The sequence below is a fragment of the Erwinia sp. LJJL01 genome, from assembly GCF_047300805.2.
Classification (GTDB): Bacteria; Pseudomonadota; Gammaproteobacteria; order Enterobacterales; family Enterobacteriaceae; genus Erwinia; species Erwinia aphidicola.
This window is the reverse complement of sequence record NZ_CP178576.1, coordinates 1,763,819-1,780,880: the sequence shown is the minus strand read 5'-3', so window position 1 is coordinate 1,780,880 and position 17,062 is coordinate 1,763,819. Positions and strand designations below refer to the sequence as shown.

The 17,062-nt window shown below is 59.5% G+C and carries 10 protein-coding genes; all 10 read left to right on the top strand.

The window, feature by feature from the left end; all coding sequences use genetic code 11:
• Positions 1-445: 445 nt before the first annotated feature.
• Positions 446-2,056 (top strand): dipeptide ABC transporter periplasmic-binding protein DppA, encoded by a 1,611-nt coding sequence (dppA, locus tag ACLI4M_RS09120; RefSeq protein ID WP_133622417.1) that lies wholly within the window; start codon positions 446-448, stop codon positions 2,054-2,056.
• Positions 2,057-2,189: 133 nt separating this feature from the next.
• The gene (gene dppB / locus ACLI4M_RS09115) at positions 2,190-3,209 is read left to right on the top strand and encodes a dipeptide ABC transporter permease DppB (protein WP_048917853.1); all 1,020 of its coding nucleotides are present in this window, start codon (positions 2,190-2,192) and stop codon (positions 3,207-3,209) included.
• 9 nt (positions 3,210-3,218) lie between these two features.
• Complete coding sequence (gene dppC, locus ACLI4M_RS09110) at positions 3,219-4,121, top strand: dipeptide ABC transporter permease DppC (protein ID WP_099754325.1); 903 nt, start codon at positions 3,219-3,221, stop codon at positions 4,119-4,121.
• An 8-nt stretch (positions 4,122-4,129) separates the two neighbouring features.
• The gene (gene dppD / locus ACLI4M_RS09105; RefSeq protein ID WP_133622418.1) at positions 4,130-5,116 is read left to right on the top strand and encodes a dipeptide ABC transporter ATP-binding protein; all 987 of its coding nucleotides are present in this window, start codon (positions 4,130-4,132) and stop codon (positions 5,114-5,116) included.
• Positions 5,106-6,107 (top strand): dipeptide ABC transporter ATP-binding subunit DppF, encoded by a 1,002-nt coding sequence (gene dppF, locus ACLI4M_RS09100; RefSeq protein ID WP_133622419.1) that lies wholly within the window; start codon positions 5,106-5,108, stop codon positions 6,105-6,107. Before dppD ends, dppF begins: the two co-directional genes overlap by 11 nt.
• 606 nt (positions 6,108-6,713) lie before the next feature.
• Positions 6,714-7,415, top strand: a complete 702-nt coding sequence (gene bcsO / locus ACLI4M_RS09095; RefSeq protein ID WP_133622420.1) for a cellulose biosynthesis protein BcsO — start codon at positions 6,714-6,716, stop codon at positions 7,413-7,415.
• Positions 7,406-8,203 (top strand): cellulose biosynthesis protein BcsQ, encoded by a 798-nt coding sequence (gene bcsQ / locus ACLI4M_RS09090; RefSeq protein WP_048917845.1) that lies wholly within the window; start codon positions 7,406-7,408, stop codon positions 8,201-8,203. Before bcsO ends, bcsQ begins: the two co-directional genes overlap by 10 nt.
• Before the next feature lie 209 nt (positions 8,204-8,412).
• A complete protein-coding gene (gene bcsA, locus ACLI4M_RS09085) occupies positions 8,413-10,512 on the top strand; it encodes a UDP-forming cellulose synthase catalytic subunit (RefSeq protein ID WP_133622421.1) in 2,100 nt (699 codons plus the stop codon).
• Complete coding sequence (bcsB, locus tag ACLI4M_RS09080; protein ID WP_133622422.1) at positions 10,509-13,019, top strand: cellulose biosynthesis cyclic di-GMP-binding regulatory protein BcsB; 2,511 nt, start codon at positions 10,509-10,511, stop codon at positions 13,017-13,019. The genes bcsA and bcsB overlap by 4 nt, the downstream gene beginning before the upstream one ends.
• Positions 13,019-17,062 carry a cellulose biosynthesis protein BcsC gene (locus tag ACLI4M_RS09075; protein ID WP_133624982.1) on the top strand — a complete coding sequence of 1,348 codons (4,044 nt, stop codon included), beginning with the start codon at positions 13,019-13,021 and terminating at the stop codon, positions 17,060-17,062. Before bcsB ends, ACLI4M_RS09075 begins: the two co-directional genes overlap by 1 nt.

Sequence of the window (17,062 nt, the reverse complement as noted above, 5' to 3'; positions counted from 1 at the left end):
TGCGTTGCAGCATTTTTACCTATAAGTACGTCATATAGACATTTTTATGACGCAAAATGCAGCGTTTTATGGACTATTTTACAAGTTTTTTTTCGGCGTGATGTTCTGTCATGCAGGCTGTCAGGCAGTGATTCATTCCAGGTTGAATGGATGTGGTGCGTTTTTAAACTGCAAATGTTATTGAATTGTTTTTTTAATATTTGCTTGCTGTTTCTCACACTCTGAGTAAATACCCGACGCTTGTATTGACGTTCCTTGAAACTATTGACAAATTGGACCCTCAGTACAAAAGGTAAGGGGATTTGTCTGATAGTGTCCACGGCTTCAGAAACCCACAAACCCCGCCAGATTAACTGTAGCCGCAAGGCACCACGCACAGACCACCCACAAAAATTATCGGTCGGCGTACAGCACACAACATCACATCACTTATTGGAGCTAAAGCATGAGTAATCCCCTGGCTAAATCCGGGATGCTGAAAGTCGGTCTCAGCGCCATTGCACTGCTGATCGCCACAGGTGTTCAGGCAAAAACCCTGGTTTATTGTTCTGAAGGTTCGCCTGAAGGTTTTAACCCACAGTTATTCACCTCTGGCACTACTTATGACGCCAGCTCGCGTCAGATCTACAACCGTCTGGTTGAGTTCACCATCGGTACCACTGAATTACACCCGGCCCTGGCAGAGAAATGGGATGTCAGCGCAGACGGTAAAACCTATACCTTCCACCTGCGTAAAGGCGTGAAGTGGCAGACCACCAAAGATTTCAAGCCAACGCGTGACTTCAACGCGGATGATGTGGTGTTCTCGTTCGAACGCCAGTTGGATAAAAACAACAAATATCACGGCGTTTCCGGCGGCAGCTACGAATATTTCGAAGGCATGGATATGCCTAACCTGATTAGCAAAATCGTTAAGGTTGACGATTACACCGTGCGTTTCGAGCTGACGCGCCCGGAATCACCGTTCCTGGCTGACCTCGGCATGGACTTCGCGTCTATCCTGTCTGCCGAATACGCTGACAACATGCTGAAAGCCGGCACGCCGGACAAACTCGACCTGAACCCGGTCGGTACCGGTCCGTTCCAGCTGCTGCAGTACCAGAAAGATTCACGCATTCTGTACAAAGCGAACACTGACTACTGGGGCACCAAGCCGAAGATTGATCGTCTGGTGTTCTCCATCACCCCAGATGCTTCCGTGCGCTATGCCAAAATGCAGAAGGGCGAGTGCCAGGTGATGCCGTACCCGAACCCGGCTGATATCGCGCGCATGAAAGAAGATAAAAATATCAACCTGATGGAACAGCCTGGCCTGAACGTTGGCTACCTGTCGTTCAACGTTGAGAAAAAGCCGCTGGATAACCTGAAAGTGCGTCAGGCACTGACCATGGCGGTGAATAAGAAAGCGATTATCGAAGCGGTCTACCAGGGCGCAGGCCAGGAAGCGAAGAACCTGATCCCACCAACAATGTGGGGCTACAACGACGCGATTCAGGACTATGGCTATGACCCGGAGAAAGCCAAAGCGCTGCTGAAAGAAGCGGGCATGGCGGATGGTTTCTCCATCGACCTGTGGGCGATGCCGGTACAGCGCCCGTATAACCCGAACGCGCGCCGTATGGCCGAGATGATCCAGAGCGACTGGGCGAAAGTGGGCGTGAAAGCCAAGATCGTCACCTACGAGTGGGGCGAGTACCTGAAGCGTGCCAAAGCGGGTGAACACCAGACCGTGATGATGGGCTGGACCGGCGACAATGGCGACCCGGATAACTTCTTCGCCACCCTGTTCAGCTGTGCCGCAGCGAAAGACGGTTCTAACTATTCACGCTGGTGCTATAAGCCGTTTGAAGATCAGATCCAGCCGGCGCGTGCCACTGACGATCACAACAAGCGTATTGAGTACTACAAGCAGGCTCAGGTGGTGATGCACGATCAGGCTCCAGCGCTGATCATCGCCCACTCTACCGTGTATGAGCCAGTGAGTAAGAAAGTGAAAGATTACAAAGTGGATCCACTGGGCGGTCACTACTTCGCGCAGGTTGATATCCAGGAATAATACGGCGGGTTGGAGAGCTACAACTCCCCGTAAATTGCGTAGGGGCCAGGCATGCCTGGCCCTTATTTCGCAAGATGTGAGCAATAATAATCCTGTCGGTTACGGCTGCAGGAAATAAAAGAGAACACGGATTATGCTGCAGTTCATACTCCGACGTCTGGGACTTGTCATCCCGACGTTTATCGGTATCACCCTGTTAACCTTCGCGTTTGTTCATATGATCCCCGGTGACCCGGTGATGATTATGGTGGGCGAGCGCGGGATCTCCCCGGAACGTCACGCACAGCTGATGGCCCAGCTTGGTCTGGATAAGCCACTCTGGCAGCAGTACATCACCTATATCAACGGTGTCATGCATGGCGATTTGGGCCTGTCACTAAAAAGCCGCGTGCCGGTGTGGGACGAGTTCGTTCCGCGCTTTAAGGCCACGCTGGAACTGGGCATCTGCGCGATGCTGTTTGCCGTTGCCGTCGGCATCCCGGTGGGCGTGCTGGCTGCGGTAAAACGCGGCTCGATCTTCGACCACACCGCGGTGGGCATCTCCCTGACCGGTTACTCCATGCCTATCTTCTGGTGGGGGATGATGCTGATCATGCTGGTGTCGGTGCAGCTCAACCTCACCCCGGTATCCGGGCGTGTGGGCGATACGGTGTTCCTCGATGACAGCATGCCGCTGACCGGCTTTATGCTGATCGACACGCTTTTCTGGGGCGAACCGGGCGACTTTAAAGACGCCGTGATGCATATGATCCTGCCTGCCATCGTGCTGGGCACCATCCCGCTGGCGGTGATCGTGCGTATGACGCGCTCGGCGATGCTGGAAGTGCTGGGCGAAGACTACATTCGCACCGCGCGCGCCAAGGGGCTGACGCCGATGCGGGTGATCGTGGTTCACGCACTGCGCAACGCCATGCTGCCGGTGGTCACGGTGATCGGTCTTCAGGTCGGCACGCTGCTGGCCGGGGCCATCCTCACGGAAACCATCTTCTCCTGGCCGGGCCTGGGGCGCTGGTTAATCGACGCACTACAGCGCCGTGACTACCCGGTGGTTCAGGGTGGCGTGCTGATGGTGGCTACGCTGATTATCTTCGTCAACCTGCTGGTCGACGTGCTTTACGGCGTGGTTAACCCGCGCATCCGTCACAAGAAATAAGGGGCCAACATGTCTGTTGTGGATCCAGGCAGCGTCAGCGCTGCACCCAAGCCGATGACCCCGATACAGGAATTCTGGCACTACTTTAAGCGTAACAAAGGCGCGGTGATCGGCCTGGTTTACGTGGTTCTGATGATCATTATCGCGGTGTTTGCCAACGTACTGGCCCCGCACGCGCCCGCCGAACAGTTCCGCGATGCGCTGCTGAAGCCGCCAGCCTGGCAGGAAGGCGGCAGCTGGCAATATCTCTTCGGTACTGATGACGTGGGCCGCGATGTGCTGTCGCGTCTGATGTACGGTGCGCGCCTGTCGCTGCTGGTCGGCTGCCTGGTGGTGGTGCTGTCGCTGATTTTCGGCGTGATCTTCGGCCTGATTGCCGGTTATGTCGGCGGGGCGGTCGACGCGGCGATTATGCGCCTGGTCGATATCATGCTGGCGCTGCCAAGCCTGCTGCTGGCGCTGGTGCTGGTGGCTATCTTCGGCCCGTCGATTGTTAACGCCTCGATAGCGCTGACCTTTGTCGCCCTGCCGCACTACATCCGTTTGACCCGTGCTGCGGTGCTGGTGGAAGTGACGCGTGATTACGTCACCGCTTCCCGCGTGGCCGGCGCCGGTGCGGTGCGTCAGATGTTCGTCAATATTTTACCAAACTGCCTGGCACCGCTGATTGTGCAGGCGTCTCTCGGTTTTTCCAACGCGATCCTCGATATGGCCGCGCTGGGTTTCCTGGGTATGGGTGCGCAGCCGCCAACGCCGGAGTGGGGCACGATGCTCTCCGACGTGCTGCAGTTCGCGCAAAGTGCCTGGTGGGTGGTCACCTTCCCGGGTGTTGCCATTCTGCTGACGGTACTGGCATTTAACCTGATGGGCGACGGCTTACGCGACGCTCTTGACCCGAAACTCAAACAGTAGGCAGCGAGATGGCACTCTTAACAGTAGATAAACTCTCGGTGCATTTCGGTGACGAAAAAGCACCGTTCCGCGCCGTCGACCGCATCAGCTATCAGGTAGAGCAGGGGCAGGTTGTCGGGATCGTCGGTGAATCCGGCTCCGGTAAATCGGTCAGCTCGCTGGCGATTATGGGGCTGATTGATTACCCCGGCAAAGTGATGGCCGACAACCTGGTGTTTAACCAGCGCGACCTGAAACGCATCTCCGAAAAAGAGCGCCGCCAGCTGGTGGGCTCGGAAGTGGCGATGATTTTCCAGGACCCGATGACCAGCCTCAACCCGTGCTACACCGTGGGCTTCCAGATTATGGAAGCGATAAAGGTGCATCAGGGTGGCAACAAGCGCACCCGTCGCCAGCGCGCTATCGACCTGCTAAACCAGGTCGGTATCCCTGACCCGGCTTCGCGCCTTGACGTTTACCCGCACCAGCTCTCCGGCGGGATGAGTCAGCGCGTGATGATCGCCATGGCGATCGCTTGTCGGCCGAAGCTGCTGATCGCCGATGAGCCCACCACGGCGCTCGACGTGACGATTCAGGCGCAGATCATCGAGCTGCTGCTCGATCTGCAGCGCCAGGAGAATATGGCGCTGATCCTGATTACCCACGATCTGGCGCTGGTGGCGGAAGCTGCCCAGCACATTATCGTGATGTACGCCGGGCAGGTGGTGGAAACCGGTAAAGCGGTGGACATCTTTAAAGCGCCGCGCCATCCGTACACTCAGGCGCTGCTGCGTGCGCTGCCGGAGTTTGCGGCGGATAAAGCGCGTCTGGCGTCGCTGCCGGGTGTGGTGCCGGGCAAATACGACCGCCCGAACGGCTGCCTGCTCAACACGCGCTGCCCGTATGCGCAGGATCGCTGCCGCAGCGAAGAGCCTTCACTGCATGATATTGCCGGGCGTCAGTCCAAATGTCATTTCCCACTGGATGATGCCGGGAGACCCACTTATGAAGCCTGAACACGATAAAGCCACGCTGCTGATGCAGGCCATCGACCTGAAAAAACACTACCCGGTGAAAAAGGGGCTGTTTGGCCAGGAGCGACTGGTCAAAGCGCTGGACGGCGTGTCGTTCGATCTTGAGCGCGGCAAAACCCTGGCGGTGGTCGGCGAGTCCGGCTGCGGCAAGTCCACGCTGGGCCGCCTGCTGACGATGATCGAAACCCCGACCGAGGGGCAGCTGTTCTATCAGGGGCAGGACCTGCTGAAGCACGACCCGGAAGCGCAGAAGCTGCGCCGTCAGAAAATCCAGATCGTCTTCCAGAACCCGTACGGTTCTCTGAACCCGCGTAAAAAGGTCAGCCAGATCCTTGAAGAGCCGCTGCTGATTAACACCAGCCTGAGCAAAGCGGAGCGCCGCGAGAAAACCCTGGAGATGATGGCCAAGGTTGGCCTGAAAACCGAGCATTACGACCGCTATCCGCATATGTTCTCCGGCGGCCAGCGTCAGCGTATCGCCATTGCACGCGGCCTGATGCTCGACCCGGACGTGCTGATTGCCGACGAGCCGGTTTCCGCGCTCGACGTGTCGGTGCGTGCGCAGGTGCTGAACCTGATGATGGACCTGCAGCAGGATCTGGGGCTGTCGTACGTGTTTATCTCGCACGACCTGTCGGTGGTTGAGCATATCGCCGATGAAGTGATGGTGATGTACCTGGGCCGCTGCGTGGAGAAGGGCAGCAAAGAGGAGATTTTTGCCAATCCGCGCCACCCTTACACCCAGGCGCTGCTGTCGGCCACCCCACGCCTCAACCCGGACGAGCGCCGCGAGCGCATCAAGCTGACCGGCGAGCTGCCAAGCCCGCTCAACCCGCCACCGGGCTGCGCCTTTAATGCCCGCTGCCGCCGCCAGTTCGGCACCTGCGTGCAGCTTCAGCCGCAGCTGAAGTCCTACGGCGGTCAGCAGGTTGCCTGCTTCGCTGTCGATCAGGACGAGAACCCGGCGGCCTGACCTGACTGCGGCAATCCTGTAGAGGCCGACCATCTATTCCGGTCGGCCTTTCAATTCTGCGGGTCGACCAAAACGAAAGGTCGACCCCTACGTTGCCGCACAGACGTTTGTAGGGGCCGACCCTTTTTTCCGGTCGGCCCTCTCTTCCCAACCGCACAAAATTCTTAAGCCAAACGGATGATTTCTCTGGCGCTGCTATGCTGTATAAAAAACCATCCTAATCTATCCTCCCTAAGCCCAATCAGGGCAGGTCGAAGAAACAGGAGGTTGGACAGGGCTTTCGCAGTGACTTATGTCAAATTTTCTTTGGGTAGCAGAGGATTATGGGATAGCCTTAATAATTAAAAGGAAAACGTCGCATCGGGAAAGCGTAAATATGGGGAAGGTATTTCATTTAAATGAAATGGTCGTCAGGAAATACGCGAAATAATCACCTAAGGCAAATAATCACTGTGCTGATATATAACCCCTGCAATTAATTATTTTACTTATTTCACGTTATTTATTCTTTCAAATCCCCTTATCTGTGATATGAGATTAGTCTGAGTGATTTAAAATTTATATGTTATATTGCCGCGAAAACATCCACCTTGCGCGATCATTCTCATGAAAAGTTATGATGACCTGCAGCGTTTTAAAGAAAAAACGCAAACAAACCATATTGAATTCAAAGACATGTCTGAGCAGGCGATCAATTCTGACAGCACCAACTGGGCGATAATCAAACAGTTGCTGAATGAGGGCGCAGGGTCGGTGCTGGATAACCGTCAGCGTATCGATCTGGCGGCACCGCAGCCGATCGATTCCGCTGCCTTTAGCCCCCCGCCAGCGGAAATGCCTGCGGTGGCACCACATTTACCGGTCCACGCTTATGTTGCGGCCGCGCCAATGGCTAACGATAAGATCGGCGCCTCGCTGCTCGACAGTATTTCCGCCTCGCTGCAGGCGGGATCGCCTGAAGTCGCAACAGCGCAGCCCGTCGCTGCGGCGACACCGGTAGCGGATGCTGCGCCGCTGCGCGCCATGCCGCTTGCCCGCCAGACTGCCATGGCTGGCTCTTCCCTGCTCGAACAGCTGTCAGCCAGCACGCCGGTTAAACCGGTCGTGCAAAGCGCCCCGGCCCCTGTGGCTCAGGCGCCTCAGCCCGTTGCGGCCGCGGCCGCCCCACAGCCCGTTACGGCGGCTCCGGCCCCGGTTAACGCGAGCTTCAAACAGTTGTTTAGTCCGGCTGCGGCCCCTGCTCCTCAGGCGCTGTCGAAGGATGTGTTGTTACAACCCCTGCTGGAGAAAATTGCCTCATGCCGTTAGTTTGCGTCTGCTCCCCTAAAGGCGGTGTGGGTAAAACCACCATGGCGGCCAACCTTGCTCATGCCCTCGCACGCGGCGGCAGCAAGGTGCTGGCTATCGATTTTGACGTGCAGAACGCCCTGCGCCTGCACTTTGGCGTGCCGCTGGCCGACGGACGTGGCTTTGTGGCGAAATCAGCTGAATCTTCCGACTGGAGTCAGTCGATCCTCACCACCGGCGGCAATATTTTTGTCCTGCCTTACGGGGAGGTCAGCGAAGAGCAACGCGTTGAGTTTGAAAACAATCTGACACGTGACCCCAACTTCCTCGCGCGCGGGCTGCACAGCGTCCTCAACTATCCTGGCCTGGCGATTATCGCGGATTTCCCGCCAGGCCCAGGCCCGGCGCTTAAAGCTATGACCGCACTTGCCGATATGCATTTAGTGGTGATGCTGGCGGATACCGCCTCTCTGTCGCTGCTGCCGCAGATTGAGAACGAAAAAATGATCGGCGGCGCGCTTAACCATCGCAGCGGTCACTATTTTGTGCTCAACCAGAGCGACAACCGCCGCAATATCAGCCGCGACGTGACCGCCTTTATGCAGCAGCGCCTTGGCGACAGGCTGCTGGGCGTGGTCAACCGCGATGAGAGCGTGGCGGAGGCCAACGCTTCCCAGCAGTCGATTTTTGATTTTAGCCCGGTCTCAGCCGCGGCCTTTGATATTGAGCTGGTCGGCAAGCGTCTTGCGGCGCTGCTTAACATCAAAGTCGGTGACGGCGAAATGCACGCCCCGCTGAACTCTCGTTAACTTTAGGCCTATACCCAAAATAATTCGAGTTGCAGGAAGGCGGCAAATGAGCGAATCCCGATGAGCTTACTGAAGTAAGTGATTCGGGTGAACGAGAGCAGCCAACGCACATGCAGCTTGAAGTATGAAGAGTATAACGCCGGGCACGGAAGCCTGAAGACGCGTGGCGCCAGCGCCACGATTATAACTATACGTATTCAGGATGACTTATGAACAAAGTCCTGTTCTATCTGCTGCTGCTGATATTATTCCCCATCGCTGCGGTCATCGTTATCACCCCAATGGACAGCCAGAAGCAATATATCTTTGGCTTAATCTCTATTGCTATCGTGTTTTTATTGGGCTTTAGCAAGAGCAAAAAAGTCTCGCTGGTGATGGTGGTTCTCTCGGCAATGATGTCGACGCGTTATATTTTTTGGCGCGCAACCGAAACGCTGCATTTTAATTCCGAGGTGGAAGCGATCCTCGGCATCGGCTTATTTATTGCCGAGCTCTATGTCTGGCTTATTTTAATCCTCGGCTACCTGCAAACTTCATGGCCGCTTAAGCGAACCATTGAGCCGCTGCCGGACGATGTCAGCCTGTGGCCGACCGTCGATGTCTACGTACCGAGCTACAACGAAAGCCTCGACGTGGTGCGCGACACCGTTCTGGCCGCGCAGTGCATCGACTACCCGCGCGACAAGATCAAGATCTACCTGCTGGACGATGGCAAGCGCAGCGAATTCGCCCGCTTCGCCGCAGACGTTGGCGTCGGCTATATCACCCGTGATGACAACCGCCACGCCAAAGCCGGTAACCTCAACCACGCGATGAAAATCACCAAGGGTGAGCTGATCTGCGTATTTGACTGCGACCACGTCGCCACCCGCACCTTCCTGCAGGCCACCGTTGGTGCCTTCCTGAAGGATAAGAAGCTGGCGCTGTTGCAGACCCCGCACTACTTCTACTCGCCGGACCCGTTCGAGCGCAACCTGAAAGCGGCGCGAGAAATCCCGAACGAGGGCGCACTGTTCTACGGCCCGGTCCAGCAGGGTAACGACAACTGGAACGCCACCTTTTTCTGCGGCTCCTGTGCCGTGATCCGTCGCTCAGCGCTGGAAGAGATTGGCGGCTTCGCGGTGGAAACCGTGACCGAAGATGCGCACACCGCGCTGAAGATGCAGCGCCTCGGCTGGGGCTCAGCCTTCCTGGCGATCCCGCTGGCGGCGGGCCTCGCGACCGAACGCCTGGGTCTGCATATCGTACAGCGTACCCGTTGGGCGCGCGGTATGACGCAGATCTTCCGCGTGGATAATCCGCTGTTTGGCCGCGGTCTGAAGTGGCAGCAGCGCCTGTGCTACCTCAACGCCATGCTGCACTTCCAGTTCGGCCTGCCGCGCGTCATCTTCCTGACCGCGCCGCTGGCCTACCTGCTGTTTAACCTGAATATCATTCACTCGTCCGCCAGCCTGATCTTCGCCTACGTGCTGCCGCACCTGGTGATGTCGCTGTACGTCAACTCGCGGATGAATGGCCGCTTCCGCGCCACCTTCTGGGGCGAGATTTACGAAACGGTGATGGCGTTCCACCTGGTGATCCCGACCCTCCTGACGATGATTTCGCCCAAGCACGGCAAGTTCAACGTGACGGATAAGGGCGGCCTGCTGGATGTCGGCTTCTTCGACTTTAACATCGTGCGCCCGCACGTGATCTGCGCCCTGCTGCTGCTGATTGGCGTGGTGAGCGGCGTGGTTCGCGCCGTCGGCCATAACTATTTTGGCGTTGACCCGTACGTGATTGCGCTCAACGTCGGCTGGGCGACCTTCAGCCTGATCATCCTGATGGCGGCCATTGCCGTGGCGCGTGAAACTAAGCAGGTGCGTAAAACCATCCGTATCGATGTCCACCTGCCGGTGGTGATCCACTACGCCAGCGGCATTTCGTCGCGCAGCAGCACCATCAACCTGTCGATGGGCGGCGCGCAGATAAGCGCCCCGGACCAGCGCCATGAAAATGATGAAATCGAAGCGATTGACGTGATGCTGGAGTCCGGCACCATCTCCATTCCGGTGCAGATCATTGGCGCAGAAGATGGCGTTATCCGCCTGCAGTTCCACGAAATGCCGCTGTCGCGCCGCCGTGAACTGGTGCGCGTGGTGCTGGCGCGCGCCGATGCGTGGATCCAGCCGGAAGGCCCGAAAGATAATCCGCTGCGCTCGCTGCTGAATATCATCCGTACCGTATTTGAACTGTTCTGGCTGAGCTGGAAAGACAGCCGCGCCAGAAAGAAACAGCAGGCGCACGTGGAAGAGGATAGCGCAGTATGAAGCCATTATTACTGCGAGCACTCTGCCTGAGTAGCATGCTGACCCTGAGCAGCGTGCAGGCCGACCCGACCAGCGTGACGCAGGACAGCAGCGCGCTGTCCGATATCCCGCCGCCGGCGGACGTCGGCGCGGCAACCCCAGCGCAGAGCACCAGCCCGGAGATGTCGACCATGACCGCCCCGGCGGTGGAGAACGATCGGCCTGCGGCTGCGGCCGAAGAGAACTTACCGGCCGGTGATGAAGCGGCACTGCCGCCGGGCACCAGCGCGATGCCTGCCGGTTTACCGCCGCTGCCTGCCATAAGCGATGAAACCCCTCCCGCTGCGGTTGCGGTGCTCAATCAGCCGCTGACCAGCACCGTCAGCGTGGCGCAGATGGGGCAGAAGCAGGGTATCACCCTGACAGGCGGTCAGCTGCAGTCCGGTATTGTCTTCACCCTGCCAACGGATGAGGTGGTCACCAACGCCCGTCTTAACCTGTCGCTGAAAGTGTCGCAGGCGCTGGCGGCGCGCAATACTTCCCTGCAGCTGATGCTAAACGGCCAGCCGCTGGGTACGCTGCCGCTTAGCGCTTCCGATCGTGCCAGCGAAGATTACCAGCTGGATATTCCGGCGGCGATGGTGGTCTCCAGCAACAACCTGAGCTTTAAAATTAACGATGCCGATCGGCTGCTGTGCGAGCGCGACAGCGCCCAGCAGTATCAGGTCACCATTCTGCCGAAAACCTCGCTGGCGCTGGAAGGCCAGCAGCTGAATATCGGTACCAGCCTGCGCAACTTCCCGCGTCCGTTTATCGACCCGCTGCGCATGAGCCCGGCGACAGTGGCGATGGTGTTCGGCGACAACGTTTCCCCGGGTGAAGTTAGCGCGGCGGCGATCCTCGCTTCCTGGATGGGGATTCAGGCCGACTATCGCGGCATCAGCTTCCCGGTGCTGCGCGGCCAGCTGCCGGAGAAAAACGGCGTGGTGTTCGGCCATCCCGGCGAGAAGATTGGCAGCCTGACCTTACCGGATAGCGCAGGCCCGTCTGTGCAGATCGTCGACAACCCGGATAATCCGGTGTACAAGCTGCTGCTGGTGGTCGGGAAAGATGACGACCAGCTGCGTCAGGCCAGCTGGCGCCTGCTGCAGCCGCTCAACCTCGACGACGCTGCGCTGAACGTCGCCAACCAGACTATGCCATTAAGCAAGCCATACGACGCGCCGCGCTGGATCAACACCGATCGCCCGGTGCGCCTGAGCGAGCTGCTGCGCAAAGACCAGAGCCTGACCACCACCGGCATCTGGCATGATGCGCTGCGCGTCAATTTCCGCGCCGCGCCGGACCTGTTCCTGTGGGACGGCGACACAATTCCGGTGCAGCTCAACTATCGCTTCCCGTCGGAAAGCTGGATTGATGAAGATAACTCGCTGCTCAACGTGACGCTGAACGGCACCTTCCTGCGCAACCTGACCGTCAATAAAGTCGGCCTGCTGGAGAACATCTGGCACCGTCTGGGCGGCGATGCGCGCCAGGAGAAATACACGCTGAAGCTGGACCCGTACCTGATTTACGGCGACAACCAGATGCAGCTCTATTTCAACATCAAGCCGAAGGCCAGCGCGCCGTGCAGCGTGCTGACCAACAACAACATCAAGAGCCGGATTGAGGATGATTCGTTTATCGATCTGAGCCATACCCGTCACTTTACGCTGCTGCCGAACCTCTCTTACTTCGTCGGCGCCTCGTTCCCGTTCTCGCGCCTGGCCGACTACTCGCAGACCGTGCTAATGCTGCCAGAGCAGCCGAGCAATGCGGAGATCAGCACCCTGCTGGATATGGCTGGCCGCTCGGGTAATGCCACCGGCGTGGCGCTGAGCCATAACAGCGTGATGTTTGGTATTCCGGCCAGCGGTTCGCTGCGCGGGCGTCTGGAAAACAGCGACGTGCTGTCGGTCTCCACCCTGGCGCAAACCCATTTTAACCGCGAGATGCTGGCGGCTTCCCCTTATAAGGTGAACAACCGCACGCTCGGCGTCAAAGTGCCAAACACGCTGGATAACCTGCGCGGCTGGCTGACCGGCGACTGGTATCGTCAGACGCTGGACGCCGACCGTTACTTCTCCTCCAACGAAGACTGGCGCGGTTTTGTCAGCTATCGCTCGCCGTGGAACAGCAGTCGCCTGGTGGTGATGACCGTCGCCACTGACGATAACCAGCTGTCGCGCCTGCACGGCGACATGACCTCGGCACGGATTAACGCGGGGATCCGCGGCGATACCGCCATCATCACCGATGAGAACGGTATCCGCAGCTTCCGCGTCGGCGCGATGTTCCCGAGCGGGCAGATGCCGTGGTACAGGATGGTGGTGTGGTATGCCAATCAGCATGCGGTGCTGCTGGCCCTGCTGGCGCTGTTCTGTTCCACCGTGGTTGGCCTGAGCGTGTATGTGCTGCTGAAGCGCCACTCATGGCGTCGTCTGCACCCGAAAAGCGATCCCCGTTCCTCTGGCGAGAAGAAAGAATGATGAAAACCAGGCTCACCCCGATTACCGCCAGAATTCGCCAGCGCTGGGCGATCGCCGGCGGCTTTGCCCTGTCGATGCTCGCCGGCCCGCTGATGGCGGCGGAGAGCAACCCGGCGATTCAGGCGCTGTTTGACCAGGCCAACTACTGGCACCAGAAAGCCCATGACGAGCTGGCGCGTGATGCGCTGAACAAAGTGCTGATGGTTGACGGCAATAACACCCAGGCGCTGTACCTGATGGCGCTGTGGTCGCAGCAGAGCGGCGACGGCGCCGCTGCCGCCAAATGGCGCGCGCGTTTAAGCCAGGTCTCCCCGCAGGACGCGCGCCTGGTGGAGCTGGATAACGCGCGCCAGCTGCAAACCATTCCGGCCGCGCAGCTGTCGCTGGCCCGCCAGCAGGCGCGCAGCGGCAACACCGCCGCCGCGCTGCAAACCTGGCGCAACACCTTTAGCGGTAATGAGCCGCCGGCCAGCGTGGCGGCAGAATACTACCTGACCATGGCTGGCGACCGCGCGCTGCTGCCGCAGGCGGTGGATAACCTGCGCCAGTTCGCGGCACAGCATCCGCAGGATACCGGCGCGAAGCTGGCGCTCGGCAAAGCGCTGACGTATCAGGAGTCGACGCGCCGCGAAGGGCTACAAACCCTGGAGAGCCTGGCCGACGGTAACGCCGATGCTGACCGCTCCCTGCGCCAGGGGCTGCTGTGGCTCGGTCCACAGCCGGGGGATGCGCCGCTGTATCAGAACTACCAGCAGCGCCATCCGCAGGATAAAACGGTGCTGGACTATTACCGTAAGAACGTGGGCGGTGCCGCGAAAGGCCAGGGCTTTACCGCCCTCAACAGCGGTGATGTCTCCGGTGCGCAGAGCGCCTTCGACCAGGTGCTGCAAACCAACCCGGAAGATGCGGATGCGCTGGCCGGGCTCGGTTATGTAGCGCAGCGCAGCGGCGACTACGCGAAAGCGGCGGACTACCTCGACCGCGCCGCTAAGCTGGGCGGCAGCGACAGCCAGCAGCGCCAGCAGCAGGCCGCCGATGCGCGCTTTTACGGCCAGCTGGCGTCTGCCCAGCAGGCACTGAAATCCGGTGACAGCGCTCAGGCGCTGAGCCTCAGCGCGCCGCTAACCCAGGCCGCAGGCGAGAAAGGCGTGGCGGCGAAGCTGTTCCGTGCCGACGTGCTGCGCCGCAATAACCAGCTCGATCAGGCTGAACAGACCTACCGCGACGTGCTGGCGAGCGACGCCAATAACCGCCCGGCGAAAGAGGGGCTGTTCTACGTGCTGCGCCAGAAGGGCAACACCGCCGAAGCCAATACGCTGTTGGCCTCCCTGCCAGCCAGCGTGCGCGAAGCGGTGACGCCGCGCCCGGTGGCGACCAGCGATCCCGTGCGTCGTGATGCCAAACAGGCGCTGGCGGCGGGCAATCCGCAGCGCGCCATCAGCATTCTGCATCAGGGCATGCAGCGCTTCCCGAACGATGGCTGGCTGCGCCTCGACCTGGCGCGTATCTACCAGCAGCAGGGCGATAGCGCGGCGGCCGCTGGCGTGATGCAGCCCGCCTTCCGCAACGGCGCCAGCAGCAACGAAGTCTACGCTGCGGCGCTGTTTGCCAGCGAAAGCGGGGCCTGGGCGCAGGCGCAGAGCCTGCTGTCGCGCATTCCGCCACGCAGCCAGAATGCGGAGATGCGCACCCTCGCCCAGCGCGTTAATTTCAATCAGCAGATGTCGGTGGCCCAGCAGTATCTGGCGCAGGGTGCCAATGCCGCCGCGGCGAATACCCTGAAGGCGCTGGCGGTTAATCCGCCAGCGAACCCGGCCGATGCCGGTAACCTGGCGAAAGGGCTGGCGCAGGCGGGTGATATGACCAGCGCGGTAGCCGTGGTGCGTAACAATATGCAGCGCGGCGTGCAGGGCAACGCGGGCGACTACGCCGCCCAGGTAGCGGTGCTTAACCAGGCCGGACTGAATGCCGAGGCGCAAACCTTCCTCAGCAACCCGGAACTGCAGGCGCGCAGCACCAGCACCCAGCTGGCGGGGATCCGCAACGGCGGCCTGATCAACGAAGTCGACGACCTGCGTGAGCGTAAGCAGTATGCGGCGGCCTACGACAAGCTGATCGGCGCATTGCAGAAAGACCCGCAGAATAGCGACCTGATGTTCGCCATGGCGCGCCTCTATCAGTCCGGAAAAATGAACAAAGAAGCGGCGGTGGTCTACGACTACCTGATGACGCGCGACACGCCGACCCAGGATGCGCGCGAAGGGGCGATCAACAGCGCGCTGGCGCTGAACGACGTGCCAAAAGCGCGTGCGCTCGCCAGCGGTCTGCAGGGCGAACCTTCCCCGCAACGCCTGCTGTTACTGGCGCGCGTCGCGGAAGCAGAAGGCGACCACAACCAGGCGCTAAGCTACCTGCGCACCGCCAAGGGCAAGATGATTGGCCTCGACGGCAGCACGGTGGGCAGCAGCGCGGGCATTGGTGGCCTGACGCTGGCCGACAACCCGTTTATCAACCGCACCACGCTGTCGGTACGTAAATCGCCATCGGTGTATGGCAATACCATGCCGTGGCAGCAGTCGCCGGATGCGCGCGACTACCGTGATATCGACGGCGTTAGCGTGGTGGGCGGCGGCACGCAGGTCGCCACCCAGCAGAGCCAGACGCTGCACCAGATCGACACCATGATGGACGAACTGCAAAAGGATACCGGCACCTGGGTGCAGGGCGGGATCCAGATCCGCGGTCGCGATGGCGAAAATGGCCTGAGCAAGCTGACCGAAGCCAAAGCGCCGCTCACCTGGTCAAGCTCACCGCTTGGCGATGCGCGCTTTGACTTCACCGTGACGCCAATGACGCTCAGCGCGGGCAGCGCCAGCGGCGACGCCTTCCGCCGTCTCGGCACCGGCGCGGCCAGCGTGGCGACCAGCAACCTGATCCAGAACATCAAGAACGAGCAGGCTTACTACAGCGGCTTAACCGCCGCGGAAAAAACCGTGTTTGATGCCGCTAACCCGGGCGTCGGCGCCGCGCTGACCAACCTCAGCGGCATCGACAGCGCGGACTACAACCCGTTCACCAACGGCGGCCAGAGCAATCTGCAAACGTTGAATAACAACAGCACGCTGGCGAAATACCTTGCGGCCTCCTCGCGTAAGGTTAACGTTGATACCGCCAGCGACAGCGCGTCCGATTCGCAGACCGCCAACGGTGTTGAGCTGAACCTGGCATTAAGTGGTGACAGCTACAAAATCGACCTCGGCAGCACCCCGCTGGGGCAGGATCTCAGCACCATGGTGGGGGGCGTGAAGTGGGCGCCGAAGCTGACGGATTACCTGACGCTGATCCTCACCGGGGAGCGCCGCGCCGTCACCGACAGCCTGCTCTCCTACGTGGGCGTGAAAGACAGCTACTCCGGCAAGAGCTGGGGCCAGGTGACCAAAAACGGCGGTAACGCGCTGTTAAGCTACGACGACGGCGATGCGGGCTTCTACTTCGGCGGGGGCGGCTACAGCTATATCGGCGAAAACGTTGCCAGCAACAGCGCGCTGATGGGGAGTGCGGGAGCCTACGTGCGTCCGTTCCACTACAGTGACCGCGAGCTGAAAACCGGTATCAATATCAGCTGGATGGACTTCTCGAAGAACCTCAGCAACTTCACCTATGGTCAGGGCGGCTACTTCAGCCCGCAGAACTACATCAGCGTGTCGTTCCCGGTGGACTTCTCGCAGACCTATGATGACCTGAGTGTAAAAGTGGGCGGCTCGGCCGGTTACCAGTCTTATACCCAGGATAAGAGCGCCTACTTCCCGAACAACCCGGACTATCAGTCCCTGCTGGAAGATGCGGTCACCGCCGGCTACGCCAAAGAAGCGTACTTCAGCGGCGGCAGCAAGAGCGGCATCGGGTACAACCTGCACGCGGGTGCGGATTACAAGATCAACAAGGATGTCACCATCGGCGGCCAGGTGGGCTACGATACCTTCGGTGACTACAACGAAAGTACCGCGCAACTCTACTTCCGCTACATGCTGGGGGGCAAATAA

Excerpts from the sequence above, each read along its gene's own strand:
- dppA (WP_133622417.1), top strand. The coding sequence starts at position 446 with ATGAGTAATCCCCTGGCTAAATCCGGGATGCTGAAAGTCGGTCTCAGC.
- dppB (WP_048917853.1), top strand. The coding sequence starts at position 2,190 with ATGCTGCAGTTCATACTCCGACGTCTGGGACTTGTCATCCCGACGTTT.
- dppC (WP_099754325.1), top strand. The coding sequence starts at position 3,219 with ATGTCTGTTGTGGATCCAGGCAGCGTCAGCGCTGCACCCAAGCCGATG.
- dppD (WP_133622418.1), top strand. The coding sequence starts at position 4,130 with ATGGCACTCTTAACAGTAGATAAACTCTCGGTGCATTTCGGTGACGAA.
- dppF (WP_133622419.1), top strand. The coding sequence starts at position 5,106 with ATGAAGCCTGAACACGATAAAGCCACGCTGCTGATGCAGGCCATCGAC.
- bcsO (WP_133622420.1), top strand. The coding sequence starts at position 6,714 with ATGAAAAGTTATGATGACCTGCAGCGTTTTAAAGAAAAAACGCAAACA.
- bcsQ (WP_048917845.1), top strand. The coding sequence starts at position 7,406 with ATGCCGTTAGTTTGCGTCTGCTCCCCTAAAGGCGGTGTGGGTAAAACC.
- bcsA (WP_133622421.1), top strand. The coding sequence starts at position 8,413 with ATGAACAAAGTCCTGTTCTATCTGCTGCTGCTGATATTATTCCCCATC.
- bcsB (WP_133622422.1), top strand. The coding sequence starts at position 10,509 with ATGAAGCCATTATTACTGCGAGCACTCTGCCTGAGTAGCATGCTGACC.
- ACLI4M_RS09075 (WP_133624982.1), top strand. The coding sequence starts at position 13,019 with ATGAAAACCAGGCTCACCCCGATTACCGCCAGAATTCGCCAGCGCTGG.